Annotated in this window: 16 protein-coding genes; 2 read left to right on the top strand and 14 right to left on the bottom strand. The window is 57.5% G+C overall.

Annotation, left to right across the window (positions count from 1 at the left end; all coding sequences use genetic code 11):
- Window positions 1-9: 9 nt before the first annotated feature.
- From NXC24_RS29865 to NXC24_RS29855, 3 genes are read right to left on the bottom strand one after another with little or no spacing between them, the layout of a single operon-like run.
- Window positions 10-900 (bottom strand): beta-xylosidase, encoded by an 891-nt coding sequence (locus NXC24_RS29865; RefSeq protein WP_104826955.1) that lies wholly within the window; start codon window positions 898-900, stop codon window positions 10-12.
- A gap of 22 nt (window positions 901-922) precedes the next feature.
- Entirely contained in the window at window positions 923-1516 is a 594-nt protein-coding gene (locus tag NXC24_RS29860; protein WP_104826954.1) for a histidine phosphatase family protein, read from the bottom strand.
- Window positions 1513-2616, bottom strand: coding sequence for an inositol-3-phosphate synthase (locus NXC24_RS29855; RefSeq protein ID WP_104826953.1), 1104 nt, complete (start codon window positions 2614-2616; stop codon window positions 1513-1515). The genes NXC24_RS29860 and NXC24_RS29855 overlap by 4 nt, the downstream gene beginning before the upstream one ends.
- 142 nt (window positions 2617-2758) lie before the next feature.
- Here NXC24_RS29855 and NXC24_RS29850 point away from each other — a divergent pair, with 142 nt between their 5' ends.
- Window positions 2759-4510: a hypothetical protein gene (locus tag NXC24_RS29850; protein WP_245464074.1), complete on the top strand. Its 1752-nt coding sequence runs from the start codon at window positions 2759-2761 to the stop codon at window positions 4508-4510.
- A 9-nt stretch (window positions 4511-4519) separates the two neighbouring features.
- Here the strand turns inward: NXC24_RS29850 and NXC24_RS29845 are convergent, their stop codons facing one another.
- Both NXC24_RS29845 and NXC24_RS29840 read right to left on the bottom strand, forming a co-directional pair.
- Window positions 4520-6505 carry a protein-L-isoaspartate(D-aspartate) O-methyltransferase gene (locus NXC24_RS29845; RefSeq protein ID WP_104827910.1) on the bottom strand — a complete coding sequence of 662 codons (1986 nt, stop codon included), beginning with the start codon at window positions 6503-6505 and terminating at the stop codon, window positions 4520-4522.
- Between the two features lie 139 nt (window positions 6506-6644).
- A complete protein-coding gene (locus NXC24_RS29840; protein WP_104826951.1) occupies window positions 6645-6854 on the bottom strand; it encodes a hypothetical protein in 210 nt (69 codons plus the stop codon).
- A gap of 156 nt (window positions 6855-7010) precedes the next feature.
- Here NXC24_RS29840 and NXC24_RS35315 point away from each other — a divergent pair, with 156 nt between their 5' ends.
- Complete coding sequence (locus tag NXC24_RS35315) at window positions 7011-7256, top strand: hypothetical protein (RefSeq protein ID WP_158704581.1); 246 nt, start codon at window positions 7011-7013, stop codon at window positions 7254-7256.
- A 224-nt stretch (window positions 7257-7480) separates the two neighbouring features.
- Here NXC24_RS35315 and NXC24_RS29835 read toward each other — a convergent pair whose 3' ends face one another.
- The 9 genes from NXC24_RS29835 to NXC24_RS29795 form a co-directional block, all read right to left on the bottom strand.
- Window positions 7481-7690: a hypothetical protein gene (locus NXC24_RS29835; protein ID WP_104826950.1), complete on the bottom strand. Its 210-nt coding sequence runs from the start codon at window positions 7688-7690 to the stop codon at window positions 7481-7483.
- A 38-nt stretch (window positions 7691-7728) separates the two neighbouring features.
- Window positions 7729-9435, bottom strand: a complete 1707-nt coding sequence (locus tag NXC24_RS29830; protein WP_104826949.1) for an alpha-glucosidase — start codon at window positions 9433-9435, stop codon at window positions 7729-7731.
- 144 nt (window positions 9436-9579) lie between these two features.
- Window positions 9580-11322 (bottom strand): alpha-amylase family protein, encoded by a 1743-nt coding sequence (locus NXC24_RS29825; protein ID WP_348632755.1) that lies wholly within the window; start codon window positions 11320-11322, stop codon window positions 9580-9582.
- A gap of 132 nt (window positions 11323-11454) precedes the next feature.
- A complete protein-coding gene (locus NXC24_RS29820; RefSeq protein WP_245464073.1) occupies window positions 11455-11967 on the bottom strand; it encodes a gamma-glutamylcyclotransferase family protein in 513 nt (170 codons plus the stop codon).
- Window positions 11960-12385 (bottom strand): HD domain-containing protein, encoded by a 426-nt coding sequence (locus NXC24_RS29815; protein WP_104826947.1) that lies wholly within the window; start codon window positions 12383-12385, stop codon window positions 11960-11962. The genes NXC24_RS29820 and NXC24_RS29815 overlap by 8 nt, the downstream gene beginning before the upstream one ends.
- Window positions 12386-12563: 178 nt before the next feature.
- The gene (locus NXC24_RS29810; RefSeq protein ID WP_104826946.1) at window positions 12564-12878 is read right to left on the bottom strand and encodes a hypothetical protein; all 315 of its coding nucleotides are present in this window, start codon (window positions 12876-12878) and stop codon (window positions 12564-12566) included.
- A complete protein-coding gene (locus NXC24_RS29805; protein ID WP_104826945.1) occupies window positions 12875-13225 on the bottom strand; it encodes a hypothetical protein in 351 nt (116 codons plus the stop codon). Before NXC24_RS29805 ends, NXC24_RS29810 begins: the two co-directional genes overlap by 4 nt.
- Before the next feature lies 1 nt (window position 13226).
- Window positions 13227-14444, bottom strand: a complete 1218-nt coding sequence (locus NXC24_RS29800; RefSeq protein WP_104826944.1) for an Nramp family divalent metal transporter — start codon at window positions 14442-14444, stop codon at window positions 13227-13229.
- Window positions 14441-14827 (bottom strand): hypothetical protein, encoded by a 387-nt coding sequence (locus NXC24_RS29795; protein ID WP_104826943.1) that lies wholly within the window; start codon window positions 14825-14827, stop codon window positions 14441-14443. The genes NXC24_RS29800 and NXC24_RS29795 overlap by 4 nt, the downstream gene beginning before the upstream one ends.
- Window positions 14828-14920 lie beyond the last annotated feature (93 nt).

Here is a 14920-nt window from a genome sequence, read left to right as displayed (position 1 = left end):
CGGCGAGTCCTACCGTGGCGCGTAGCGCTCCACCATTTCGCTGCAAAACGCGGCAAATTCCTCCGGTATCAGAGGCGCGCTGGTATGATGCGGAGCAATGCCTCTATGCTCGGGCGTGAAACAGAAGGTCACCGTCACTTCGAAATCCTCCAAGCACCGCATTTGCCGATCGAACCAATCGAGCGCATTTGGACGGAACCGGTCCGCCCAGGACAGGCCCGTTCGCACGGACCGCACGCCCAGCAGTTTCATCCAGGAGACAGCGTCATCAAGCCGCGGATCCTCGAAGTGGAACCACTGCACGAGCCCGAAATCGGGTGTTTGCTTGGCAAATTCCTCAAGCGCCGGCTTCGGCGTGCCATCTTCGCGTAAAATCCCCATGTAAAAATGCCGGTAATACGAGGAGCCTTCGGCTTCGCGATGGCGGGTCGTTGCCTCCCATGATCGCGGAAGATCGTATAGGCTGTACCATTGCAATCGCGCCGCCTTTCCTTTCAGCAGCTCGGCGGTACGCTTCAGCCCCCAGAGTTGCACTTCTTCCGCGCCGAAACTGGATACGCCAACCTCGCTGACCCAAATCGGAAGATGGGTCACAGCTCTTATCTCATCGATCTTTTCCGGCCATTCATGGATCTGCCATAGATTCCAGTCGAGCGGAAAACCATGGACGGCAACCGCATCGATGTGATCGAGCACGCCGTAGTCCTTCATGCGCCCCATGAATCCGGAATCGATCGGCGAAATTCCGCCGAGAACCTTGATGATATCCGGATTCGATATAGCGATGGCATCCGCAGCAAGGGTCGTCATATGGGCGAAACGGCGCCAATCCGGGTCTATTTCCGGATCCCAGTGAGACTTGTTGTTGGGTTCGTTCCAGATCATTGCCGCTTCGATCATGGGTTTCTCCACCTTGAGAAGATCATGGGCTCATCTCATTGAGCGTGATGATTTTCGCGCCCCAGTCACCGACTGCCATGGTGGTAATGGACGCTGGCGCAATATCGAATTTCGGCCAGGCGTCGATAGGCAAACCCAAGATATGGCAGACTGCCGCCTTGAGGACGTCGCCGTGCGAAACCAATGTCAGCCTTTTGCCGTTATTTGCGAGGGTTTCTATCAAACCAAATACGCGCTGCTGCACATCAAGCATGCTTTCGCCACCCGGCGTGCGGCTGAGGCTGCGCAGGCTGTTCCAGCGCCGCCATTGCGGGTCGCCGTTGAGGATATCGAACGTCTTTCCTGTCCATTCGCCGAAATTCACCTCGTCCAGCGCGTCTGAAATTTGCGGCGGGGCGAGATTGCAAGCGGCGGCAATGGCCGCCGCTGTCTGCCGCGCGCGTTCGCGCGGGCTGGTATAAATTGCCTCGACATTCTCGCGTTTCATGCGCTGTCCCAGGCGATCGGCTTGCGCCTGTCCCGCCGCGCCCAGCACGACGCCCCCCATCCGACCGGCAAGAAAGCTCCCGACATCGTCGTGAGCGGCATGGCGCACCAGGAAGAACGTTGCCGTCATTCCGCCGCTCCGCGCAGGACATCCTCCCGATCTTCGATGAAGGCCTGCGTGCGTCGGCGCGCTTCATGGTCGGTGAATTGTTGCGGGGGTGACTTCATGAAATAACTGGATGGGCCAATCAAGGGGCCGCCGATGCCGCGATCGAGCGCCAGTTTCGCGCAGCGTATCGCATCGATGACGACCCCGGCGGAGTTGGGCGAATCCCATACCTCCAGCTTAAGCTCCGCATTGAGCGGCACGCCGCCGAATGTCGTGCCCTCGAGCCGGATGTAGGCCCATTTCCTGTCCGTCAGCCATGGCACATGATCGCTGGGGCCGACATGGATGTCTTCGGCGGCAAGCGGAACGTCGAGCTGGCTGGTAACCGACTGCGTCTTGGAGATCTTTTTCGATTCCAATCGTTCCCGTTCCAGCATGTTCAGAAAATCTGTGTTGCCTCCGAAGTTCAACTGATAGGTTCGGTCGATCTTAACGCCGCGCTCGCGAAAAAGATTGACGAGCATCCGGTGGACGATGGTCGCACCGACCTGGCTCTTGATGTCATCGCCGATGATCGGCAGGCCGCGTTCGGAAAACCTGCGCTGCCATTCGCTTTTCGAAACAATGAACACGGGGATGCAATTGATGAAGGCGCAGCCGGCTGCGAGCGCCTGTTCGGCATACCATTTGGTGGCCTCTTCGGAGCCGACCGGAAGATAGGACACCATCACATCCGTGCGCGCCTCACGCAGGACATTCGCGACATCGGCCACCGGTTCCGGCGATTGCGGGATTTCACCTTCCAGATATCGTCCTATGCCGTCGAGCGTGTTGCCGCGACGGACTTCAACGCCAGTAGCCGCGACATCGGCAAAGCGCTTGGTATTATTAGGCTTGGCATAAATCGCCTCCGCGACGTCGCGCCCCACCTTCGAGGCTGCGACATCGAAGGCCGCACATATCTCGACGTCGCGCACGTGGTAGCCCCCCAGCTTGACATGCATGAGGCCGGGAACCGGCTCGTTATCCTGAACATTTCGATAGTAGGTCAAACCCTGCACAAGGGACGACGCGCAATTGCCGACACCTACAAGGCCGACGCGGATCGGTTGCGTATGCATATCCATCTCCAGCATCTACAAAGCGTTGCCCAAACAAACCGGACTGAGATGTGTTCCCGAAAAAATTTCCCGCGAAAGGCGCGGCGAGGGATCGTTGGTGCCTTTCACGTGTTCGGTATGCTTGTCGGCAACAAGGACATCGATGATGCTGGTTTATGGCGATATCGCGCGCGTTGAAGATGCTGCTTGTGTTCGCAGGCGCATCGCCGAAGATATGTCCGCCTGCACGTTGTTGCCACCCGGCCGGCAGCGGCACGAGCTTCTGGTTCAGACGTTCGTGGCGACGGGTGAACTTGCTCAGGGGCTGGCTGATCAGGAATTCGACCAAAGAGCTGCCGACGATCTGTCCGATGTTCAAGATGCCGGCTCCAGGCTTTTGCTCGTGCAAGCCCAGGCGATACTGCGGTCGTGGCAGGCAAGCTTTCTGGGTGAGCTGACGTTGCCGGCGGAATGGCCGCTCCTGCTCGATCGTCTCGACGGCCCGGAACCGGTGCGCATGAAACGCGCGGAGGGTTATGCGTTTTACGCCCTTTATCCCGAAAGCTATATCGAAGCCGCCTTGCGGTCAGGACTGCCTCCGACAACGGTGGTGATAGGCATCCGCAACATCGGGATGAGCCTGGCAGCGCTGGTCGCGGCCGCGCTCGGTTCCGGTCCTGCCTACTCTCTGCGGCCGACCGGGCATCCATTCAGCCGCCATCTCCAGATCGGCCAGATGCTTGGGGACCGAATCTTGGCCGAACGCGACGTCGATTTCGCCATCGTGGACGAAGGGCCGGGATTGTCGGGTAGTTCATTCGGCTGCGTTGCCGACTGGTTGCAGACCAATGGCGTCTCCCCTCTGCGCCTTCATTTCTTTCCGAGCCATTCCGGCGATCTTGGGCCACGTGCCAGCAGCGCTCATCGCCAGCGCTGGAAGGAGCGGCCAATCCATCTCGCCGATGCACGTGATCTCATCATTGACACGCCGCAAGGAGCTCGCAGCCTGCAAACATGGGCAAGCGAGCTCGTCGGAACTTCAGAACCGTCATGGCGAGATATCTCCGGCGGCCGGTGGCGTGCCCTACGATATGACAATGTGGAAAGCTGGCCGCCCAGCTATAGGCAACAGGAAAAGCTGAAATTTCTGATGCCCGAAGGCGATAAACGCTGGCTGGTCAAATTTGCCGGACTTTGCAAGGCCGGAGCGGACAAGGCACGCCGCGGAGCGCTGCTCAGCGAAGCCGGGTTTACGCCGACGGTCATCGGCACATGTTACGGCTTCATCATCGAGCAATGGGCCGACGGACAGGCCCTCGAAACCTCTGCTCTGACCAAAGAACGGATGCTTGATCACATCGGCCGTTATCTGGGTTTTCGCGCCCGTCATCTTCCAGCGCAGCACGGCGGCGCATCGCTTGACGATCTCTGCCACATGGCAGTCAGCAATGCCGGAGAAGCGATCGGCATGGACGCAGCCAGACAGCTCGAGCGGCTGATCGGTCAACCGCATCGTCTGGTCCGATACCTGCGGCGTATCGATACGGACAATCGGCTCCATGTTTGGGAGTGGCTGCTAAGCAATGACGGTCGTCTTCTGAAAACAGATGCGCTCGATCACAATGGCGCCCATGATCTGATTGGCTGCCAGGATATCGCCTGGGATGTCGCGGGCGCTAGCGTTGAATTCGATCTATCGTCGGACGAGCGAACTCGACTTGCCGAGATCATCGCACGAGAGGCGGACCGCGAGTTGCGGGAGGATGTGCTCACTGTCTTTGAAGCATGCTATCTGGGCTTTCAAATCGGTCTGTGGTCCGTCGCGAGCACTGGTGACCTCGAGTGCGAAACGCTGCGAGCGCAGAAGATTGTGAGGCGCTATACGGACCGCTTGCAGCGGCTATTGCGAACGTGATGAGCCGAATTACAGGCCAAATGGAAAAGTTTCCGGCATCCCTTCGGTATCAGAATCGCGGTGGAGCGGCTTTATCGGATGCGTGCGATCGAACCATACGAAGGCATCATATTGTTGCGAAAGCGATCCGAACATGTAGTGGCTCATACGCTCCGTTTCCGGCCGGTAGATCGCGCCGATGAAACGTTCGAGACGCTGTTCGACGAGCCGGTCGTGAAGGATTTGATCACGGTCGAAGTCGAGCAGGAAGTTGGGTTTGCGGGAGTCGTGGCATAGACGCTCATAACTGTCGCTCAAAGACGGAGCGATATTCTTGATCTCCATCTCGCCGTCCCAATCGCTGGATGCAGCCACTTGACCATCATGCGTGCCCAAACCGATAAGGGCGGTCTCTCCGTCGAACCTCTGGCGGCAGAGTTCGCCGAGGTTCACCTCTTCATGCACCGTTCCCATGTCGCTATGGCGGGCATCGCCTATATGGGAATTATGAGCCCAGACCACGGCTTTGGCATCCGGACCACGGGCGCCCAGAAGATGTTCCAGGGTTTCGGCCATATAGCTGTCTCTGAGATTCCAGGCGTGCCGGCCGCCATAATACATGATGCGGTAGTAGCGCTCCGCCGATGCCAGCAGCTTTGCGCTTTGTGCGGCGTCGAGGAACTCGTCGCCATCAGCGCCTTCGGTCAACTGGTGCTGGAGGAGATCGCGGCACTGTTGAAGCACCGCCTCCTCGCATGTCTTGTAGCCGGCGGTCAGCGCGGCACGGCCATAGGTCGCGGGATCGTTTTGCCATGGCGTCAGGCAGCCATATCGTTCGCGCGCGACGGCAGCGGCATCGGGATCCGTTTTATCAAGGTATTTCAGGACGGTCGCGACGGAGCCGCTCATATTGTAGAGGTCGAGACCGTAAAAGGCGGTCTGCTGGCGTAGGTCAGCTTTTCGGCCATTGAATTCGCGCATCCACGCGACAAATGCACTGAACTCGGCATTTCGCCACATCCAACTCGGAAAGCGCCTGAAAATTTCTGCTGTGTTCTGCCCCGAACGCTGGCGAATATAGCGATCGACGGCTGCGGCATCCGGCCAGTCCGCTTCCACTGCGACGATATTGAAGCCGTGATGTTCTATCAGGTGGCGCGCAATGGCGGCCCTTGCCTGATAAAATTCCGACGTGCCGTGTGTTGCCTCTCCGAGCAAAACAACGCGCCGGTCGCCATAGCGGTCGAATAATTTGCCGAATGCTGGATCTTCGATCGGCGGCAGGTCCTCCGCAACCTTCGCGATGAGCTCGGGAAGGCTGAGCTCTTTGACAGGCTTTTCAGCCCTGGCGCGCGTGTAGAGAGAGTGCTCCGCCGTCCATCCCTCGGCACCGATAAGCGGCACGAACCGCACGCCGCCAAGATCATCTTCCTCGAAAATGTCCGCACCGGTGCGGGTGATGCGCAGGAGCCGCTGCTCGCTTTCCCCGCCGACAGGAATGATCAGCCGGCCACCGAGATCCAGTTGATCCTTCAGGGATTGCGGCACCGATGGGCCGCCGGCCGTCACGACGATGGCATCGAACGGCGCCGCCTTGGGCCATCCCTTTGATCCATCCGCGACGCGCATCTCGATGTTGCGATATCCAAGTCGCTGGAAGCGCTGCTTTGCTTCCTCTGCAAGCGCGGCATGCCGCTCGATTGTATAGACGTGCCTGGCGATCCGGCTCATCACCGCCGCCGCATAGCCCGATCCGGTGCCAACCTCCAGCACCCTGTCATTCGGCTCGATATCGGCCTTCTCGATCATCAGAGCGACGATGAAGGGTTGGGAGATCGTCTGGCCCTCGTCGATCGCAAGCGGCGTGTCCTCGTAAGCGAATTCCTCGAACCCTGGGTTGACGAAAACTTCGCGGGGCACGGTCCTCATCGCTTTCGTAACAGTTCGGTCCGTAATGCCTCTTCGTTGAAGTTGATACTCGACCATATTGTCGCGTGCTCGTGAAAGAGTCACCAAAGAAGCCTCCATCTTGTGCGGACAGGAAAACTCCCGCTGCCGGCATGCGGCAGCAGGTTCTTGGGGCCCAACAAATGAGAGATAAAAAGGTTCAGTTTGGTGGGGCTTTTTTAATCAGGGTGTCAATAATGCTGACGCTCTATCGCCAAGCGCTTTCGTTCTTCTTCTCATAATCGCTGAAGGCCTTTCTTAGTCCTCCAAGCACTTCCGCGGCAGTCTCGAACATCGCTTTCAGTTGCGGCTCATCGACCTTTTCGATGTCCTCGCGCAAATGATCCATGGTTTCTTTCAGCCGCGCCTGCATCTTCTGTGTGTGGTGACGCGGATCTCCGTTTGTCTTTGTGATCATGACAAACTCCTTCGTGAAATGGCATGCGTTTGCTCGCCCGCTTCGCTTGCACTCAGGTACTCAAACTCTTGAATAACGACGCCGGTTCCCCGTAGAATCGCGCCGGACATGCCGGGATCCGTCACCTGTCCTGGAACATTATCGACAGGACGAGGTTTGACCCTGCGTCTGATGCGTTCGCTCCGACGTGCGGCAGGTAACCTGTCCGCGGTGCATCCGCCAATGAAACCCTTCCGTGGAGGGGAAATGGACCGTCAGCCGCAAGCCCGACACCGCATGATGATTTTCGTCGCCGCGATCTTCATTATTGCCTGCTGTATCGCCGCTTATTTTGCCGTCAACATTCATCCAGGCGCACCCGTTCCCGGCGCAGGGAGAGCGACATCGCCGAAGGGCCCGTAAGCGGTCTAACGCGCCGTGGAACATCGCGCTTTCGGTCGAGTTAGCATGAAGGATGCTGCCGGCCGGTCCGGCCGAACCCGACCGCCGCAGCCGCAGCAAGATTTCTGGCGGCGGAGGCGAGCGTGACAGTCATCATAGCCACGATCCTAAGAAAATGGGCGGCGGCTGATCCGCACAAATGCTTCGTTTTGATGGCGCCACGCCACAGGACGGACTTCGTCCTTTTAGGTGACATTGATTGACGGTAGAAACGACATCACTTCATTACGCTGTCTCTGGGGCAGGGGATCTATCTTCTGCTTCCAGAATGTGTCCGCCTCAGGCGGATCGGCTTCCCAGATTTGGGTCGAAAGAACATTGTCGTCCATCACCAGCAGTCTTCGTCCGCCGAGGCGAAGATATTCATTTGCGAGTTCCTGAGCCATATTCTTCATCGGATGCTCCTCGATCCAAGCTCCTCAAGATGGGCAGGTTATGCGTCCTGTCGTGTTTTTCCGGCCGAAGCCTCGGAAGTGTTTTCCTTCGGCGCCTCGATCGTATGAAGGATCGCCAAGGTCTCGTATGGCTTTAGTTCGACCGTCTCTTGCAGCCGGCTTACGGGCTGATAGTTGGCGATCAAGCATTGACCCTCCACTTGCAATTCATCGGAAAGAGGCAGCATTACGGTCTCCACGGAGAAGTTTGCGAGCACGATCACGCACTGGTGCTCGAATTTCCTTGTATAGGCGAAGACCTGCGGGTGCTGATCGAAATAGGATTGATAGGTGCCGTAGACGATGACCGGATGCTTGGCTCGCAGCGCAATCAGCCGCCGGTAGTAATTCCAGATCGAGCGGTCGTCACCCATACTCTGTGCCGCATTGATGCGGCTGAAATTGGGATTTGTCTGTATCCACGGAACGCCTGTGGTGAAGCCACCATGCGGCGCCGTGCTCCATTGCATGGGGGTACGGGCATTGTCGCGTGCATTCCGATTGGCGACAGCGATGAATTCCTCCGACGAAAGACCTGCTTCTACATGCAGGCGATGCATATTGAGAGTTTCGATATCTCTGTATTGATCGATAGATGTGAAGGTGGCGTTGGTCATGCCGATTTCTTCGCCCTGATACACGAAGGGCGTGCCTTTCAGGAAATGCAGGGCAGTTGCCAACATCGTCGCGGATTCCCGATGGTAACCCGTAGCGTCGCCATAGGTCGAGACGGCACGCGGCAGATCGTGATTGCCCCAGAAGAGGGAATTCCACCCATCATCCGAGAGTGCATATTGCCATTTGCTGAGGACCGCTTTCAGGCCGACGAGATCGAACGGCTGTGGCCGCCATTTGCCATAGACTTTATCCCACTGTTGGAGGACGTGCTCGAACTGGAAGACCATGGACAATTCCCCACGCTGTGCCCCGGAATATAAGAGAGCCGAGCCGGGGGTTGCGCTCCATGCTTCGCCGACCGTCACGACATCGCGGTCCTTCAGTGTTTCTCGATGTATCTCCTGAATGTAGTCGTGAAGACATGGGCCGTCGGCGGTGATCGCGCGATCGACGTCCTTGGCGATGCGGTCAATGACGTCCATACGAAAGCCAGCGATGCCGCGGTCCAGCCACCAATTCATCATCTTGTAGATTTCCTGCCGAACGCTCGGATTGTGCCAGTTGAGATCCGGCTGCCGGTGGGAGAATTGATGGAAATAATATTGGCCGGTCGCGGCCTCGAACGTCCAGGCAGGCCCTCCGAATACGGAGAGAAGGTCGTTTGGGAGATTGCCGTCTTCGTTGGGAGAACGCCAGATATAGAAATCGCGGTATGGGCTGTCCTTGGATGCGCGGGCATCGAGGAACCAGGGGTGCTCATCGGACGTGTGATTGACGACAAGATCGAGGATGATGCCGATCTCGCGCTTGCGTGCTTCGGCAAGCAGCTCATCGAAATCCGCAAGTGTTCCGAACTCCGACGCGATATCCTGATAGTCGGAGATATCATAGCCGTTGTCGTCCATCGGCGACTTATAAATCGGCGAAAGCCAGATCAATCCGATTCCGAGGGACTGGAGATAATCGAGCCGGGAGGTTATGCCTGGAATGTCGCCGATGCCATCTCCGTTGCTGTCGAAGAAGCTGCGTGGATAGATCTGATAGGCCGTCTTGGCATGCCACCATTTGGTGGCTGGTTTGGCGGTCATGGGAGCCTCTCCGGATTATCGCGGCAAGCCGCGCCCTTTCTCTGGCGCCATCTTGGCGCCTCGACGGTATAGGTTAGGCACAACCGCCTCCGCGCGCATAGGTTCCGCCGGGAGCTTGTCATTCTGCCGTTTTGAGAGAGTTGTTTACGAGGCGGCCGCTGAATTGCTCCGAAACCAACGGTAACCGTAGGCATCGAGCTCGATTGTGGTCCCCTTGCCTTTTTTCTCGGGATAGACCCTGTTGCCGAACAATCCGATAAGCTGCTCCATCTCGTCATGACCGAGATCCAGCTTCACGGAGCAATTTCGCGCTGCAAGATTATGAACTATCAGCACAATGCCTTGCTCCCAAGCGAACCTCTGGGCGAACACCGCTGGATTATGCGTCTCGATACAGCTCCATTCGCCCCAGCCGACCTCGGGACAAGACTGCCGCGTGTCGACAAGCCGCCGTACCCAGTTAAGTAACGAGTCCGGATCGCGCTGCTGCGCCTCCGCGTTGATCTTCTCGGCTCCGTGATCGCCAGTCATTATGACCGGGTGGATTAGATATTCTTCCGCGCAGGTGGAGAAGCCGGCATTTTCATCGTCGGACCATTGCATACATGTGCGCACCGGCCAGCGCTCCGGCAGGCATAGCTCGTCCCCAAGCCCGAGTTCGTCGCCATAATAAATCACGGGTATGCCGGGAAGGCTGAACATCAGGCTGAATGCCATTTCCATCCTCCTGCGCTCGTTGCCAAGCATCGGCGCAAGGCGTCGGCGAATGCCGCGGGCATAAAGGCGCATGTCGGCGTCGGGAGCAAAGACAGCGTAGACCTCGTTCCGCTCCTTCTCCGTCAGGCGGCCGAGATCGAGCTCATCATGATTGCGCAGGAACTGCACCCATTGGCAGAGCTGCGGCAATTTCGGGAGTTTAGCGAGACCCCGCGCGAGCGGGGCGGCGGAACTGGTGGCGAGCGCCAGAAACAGATACTGATTTGTAAGAAAGGCAAAAAGCATGTGAAGGCGGGAGCCGCCGCCGAAGAACTGCGACATCTCTTTCGGCGGCACATTTGCTTCGGCAATCAGGACGGCGTCGCCACGCCGCCAGGACAGGAAGTCGCGCAACTCGCCGAAAAACTCATAGTGCCGCGACGAGGGGCGATTGGGACTGATTTCTTCGACGAGGAACGGTGCTGCATCTATCCGAAATCCTGACACGCCGAGCTCGAGCCAAAAGCCGACGACCTTGAAAATCTCTTCGCGAACCGCCGGGTTACCAATGTTGAGGTCTGGTTGATGAGGATAGAAGCGATGATAGTACCAGGCGGTGGCCAGCGGATCATAGGTCCATACGCTTGACTGGTGGCCGGGAAAGGCCATGCCGTGGTTGGCGTTTGCAGGTTTGGTTCTGGACCAATTGTAGTAGTCCCGGAAAGGCGAGCGAGGATCGGTCCGCGCCTGTTGAAACCAGGGGTGCTGCTCGGATGTATGATTGATTGGCAGATCGATGATAAGTTTCAGACCGCGCAACCGCGCCTGATGGCTGAACTCCACGAAATCGCCAAGCGTTCCGAGCTCCGGGGCAATGTTATAATAGTCGGTAACATCGTAGCCGTAGTCCATTCCGGGGCTAGGGTAAAATGGCAGCAACCACAGGCAGGTGACGCCGAGCCGTGCGATATAGTCGAGCTGATCGGTCAGACCTTTGAAGTCGCCAATTCCGTCACCATCGCTGTCCTTGAAGGTGCCGACATTGAGGCTGTAGATGACAGAATTCTTGTACCAGAGATCAATCACTTCGGGCGTCCGACATTGGGCAACATGCCGCTGAGCGGGCACCCGATGCCAGCTCTCTACAATCACGCTCGTGGTTTCGAGATTTCTGGTCGCGCGATGCGCCATTCGACCGCCGGCATATGCTGAGGTCGTTGATGTAAACCGCGCCGGTTGGCAAATGTTCCAGGGAGCTTACGGACGCCTGCCTTTTCATCAAAGGGGACGCGGCAATTCTCCGGATGGGAATGCGTAGCGCTTTTACCGCAGTCCGGCACCTTTGGAATATGTCCCGCGGCTCTGATCCGGCTCTCTTTCAATCCTTTGTTCCGGTGGAATGAAACGGCGATCGTCGTATGTGGAAAGATAGTCCGAATGCATTGGCTTTGCTAAGCTTCGCGACTTGAAATAAGCGAATGCGACAGATGAATCGCCGCCGCCAACCCGTTCCAGTTCGATCAATCCGCGGAAATGTCCCGGCCTGCCGATCGATTCCAAGAGATCGAGACGACGCAGGGTCTGATCATCGACTTCGTAAAGCTCGCCTTTGACGGTCGTGCCATTTCCCGGCTCGTCGAACATCATGGGTGCAAACCAGCGACCGGCAATCAGCATTGGGTAGGGCTTGCGGGTCTTAAAGAGACCGCGGTATTGCGCACGGGCCAGCCCCCGCTCATGTAAGGCAAATCCCCTCTTCAGCGTCCCGAATGCAAATAGACGAATGGTCGCCGACATGCTCATCCTTTCAGTTCGGTCAACGCTACCTTCAGCCATCTTCTTGTTCCCGAAGAATATCGAGACCGCGCCGATATTTGCCGGTGTCACCGCCAATCCGCTGCTGCTGCCAAAGGTTGTCTTCGAGATCGGCCTTCTTCACCGGCCTTGCCACGGCATTTGCGATCGCGCGGTGGACAAAGGCATCGTCATCCTCGCCGGCGCGTTTGGTGAGGGCATCGACGGCTGCGAGTATTGAAGGAGAAAAGCCTTCTTGCCGGAGGCGTTCGATGGTCCAGCCAGGTCCCTTTTCCACGACATCGTGCAGATATGCCACGATCTTCTGGTCCTCCGCCGAAACTGCCGACGCCACGCGACGACAATGCTCGACATAGGGGTTGCCGAGTTTATCGGTCTGGTCCGCATGCGCTTCGGTCGCAATTTCCATGGCACGGTTCTGCCGGTCGGTTGATGACATCTGTACCCTCGTCGGTGACTTCAAAATTGGGCATCACCGCTTCGCATTTTGAATAATCAAGCCCAACGGTGGAGATGGCCGGAAGTTCCCGCCGCGGCTGGTGGCCTCGCTCGGTCTTTGGCTTATTGAACTTCGGAAACGGTTGCGGTGGTCGTCGGATGACGCCAGCAATACATGCTCATCGAGGTCTCGCGTCAAGCTCGGCGACGGTGCATCGCAGCCTCAGATGGTCGAGATCCGTCAGATCGAGCTTGTCCCAAGGCACGATGTAGCCGCTCGGCCGCTCCTTGAAGCCGAAGGGACGCAGGATGGCATGACCGATCGTCGTTGCCGATAATCTTTCGAGCAAACCAAGAGCGCCGAGGTGATATTCGACGACGACGAAATTTTCCCCCGCAGCTTCCGCCTTGATCTCCTCCAACCGCCCGACCGGTCGATCGTCGATATCATGAACCTGCGTCCCAAGCAGGAGCTCCAGGTGAATCTCGGTCACGACCGTCCTCCCGGAATATGGCTGAGGATATGTTCTCTCAGCCATTCCTGTGCCTGTCCGAGTGGTGTCTCGCTATCGTCGATATCGGCTTCGATATCGATGCCGATATCCGTGATTTTTGACCATGGGATCCGATAAGGAGGTTGGGCTCGTCGGGAAAAGGCAAGCATCCAACCATAGAGGCGCTGGCTCAGTCTTCGGACCAGCGTCAAGGTGCCCATTTCTATGAAGGCGACCTTAAGCCGGCCGTTGTCTTCGACTGAGAGCACGATCCCGTCGACCTTTCCGATACGAGCCTGTCGGCGATCGACGACCTGCTTATCCAGAACGTCACGAACAAGATACATATCAGCCTCCCAGGATTTCGAGTGGTGTGGTCACAATCGAAAGTACGAACGCCATCGCGACGATAAAGATGACGGCGGCATTGCCGATCCACCCGTTTCTGTGGTCTCCCACATAAATCGGATCGTTCATAAGGATGAGGAAGGGAACCACACCGAACGGCAGGCTGATGGCGCTGATTGCCATCGAAAAGATCGTGAGCTGGAGTGGATCTATGCCGGCGGCTATCGGGATCATGGCGATCAGCAGCGAGGCAGTATAGACGAGGCAGAAGGCGGGATTGGTTTTCGGTTTTGTGTTTTCCGACCAGTTCCAACCGAAGCCCTGCGCGACCAGATAGGCCTGCGCGAGGCCTACTTCGAGGGTCGCGCCCAAGCAGGTGATCCCGAGTGACGTAGCGAAGATATAAAGCCCCCATTTTCCAAAGGCGGGAGTGAGGATCATGGCAATCTGCTCATATCCTTCGATGTCTTCGATACCCCTAGCGGGATAGATCATCGCAGCCAGTATCATGATGGCGGCAGTGATGATCGCGCCGAAGCTCATGCCAATGATGGCGATCGCGCGGTTGGCGCCGAAATAGCTCTTGTCCCACTTATCTTCGATAGCGCCCGAGGAATAGAAGTAGAAGAGATAGGGAGAAATGAGCGCGCCCAATATTCCGACGACGATGAAGCTGTAATGCAGCGGATCTCTGCTTGGCAGCGTCGGCACCACGCCTTTAACGACCTCGTCCCACGGCGGACCCATCACAAAGACCGCGACGACGAAGGAGAGTGCCACAAGGCCTAAGGACGAGATGCCATTCTCGATGAGGCCGAACGTGCCTCGCCACAGCAGCAGCCAAACAACAAATGTCACGGGCAGTGACCACCACTGAAATTTCACGCCGGTCAGAAACTGCAGCGCAAGCGATACGCCCCCGATCTCGGCTGCGAGAACGAGAAGATTGACGACGAAAGCGATCGAGACCGTCAGAAGAAAAACGTTGGAACCGAAGCGATGTCGAACTCCGTCGGCGATGGTGTAGTGGCTCGCGATTGCGAAGCGCCCGGACATTTCAACGAGGAACGTCACGCAGGTCGTGCCGAGCACGATGGCCCAGAGGGGGCTGTATCCATAGGCTGCCCCCGCCTGGCTGGCGGTCGCGATATTTCCCGTTTCCAGAAAGCCGCCGATGCTCGTGATGACGCCCAGCGATATCTGCAGCAACTTTTTCATTGTGCTGCACCGGAGCTGGCCTTCAACTGGGCTTCAAGGTTCCGCAAATCCGCCAGATGCTGTGAAACCGTCCCTGTTCGGCCATTGACGATATCGTCATGGGCTACGCCGATGGTGATCGTCAGCCGGCTGGCGACGGCAGCCAGATCCTGGGGAGATGCCGGAAGCTCCTTCGACAGGCTGCCGATCTCCTTTCCGCATCGATCCACGGTGAGGGCGGTAAAGCTGTCCGATACGTGCATTTTCGCTCGTGCGTCCAGGACCATGTCTGCCGTTGCAGTCCAAGAGAGCAACGCCTGAACTTGACGTGCAGTCTGCTGCTGTTCATTCGAACAGGCGGTCATGCTGACGAACAATATGGCGGCGGTAAAGAAAGATTTCACAACAGAATCCTCTCGGAATGCCGTCCAAACTCGATATCCCTAATATAAGCATATAGAGGGCAGGTAAGTTCCCACCCGGACGCCTTCGACAGC

Origin of the sequence: Rhizobium sp. NXC24, assembly GCF_002944315.1 — a bacterium.
Classification (GTDB): domain Bacteria; phylum Pseudomonadota; class Alphaproteobacteria; order Rhizobiales; family Rhizobiaceae; genus Rhizobium.
This window is presented reverse-complemented; position numbering and strand designations above follow the sequence as displayed.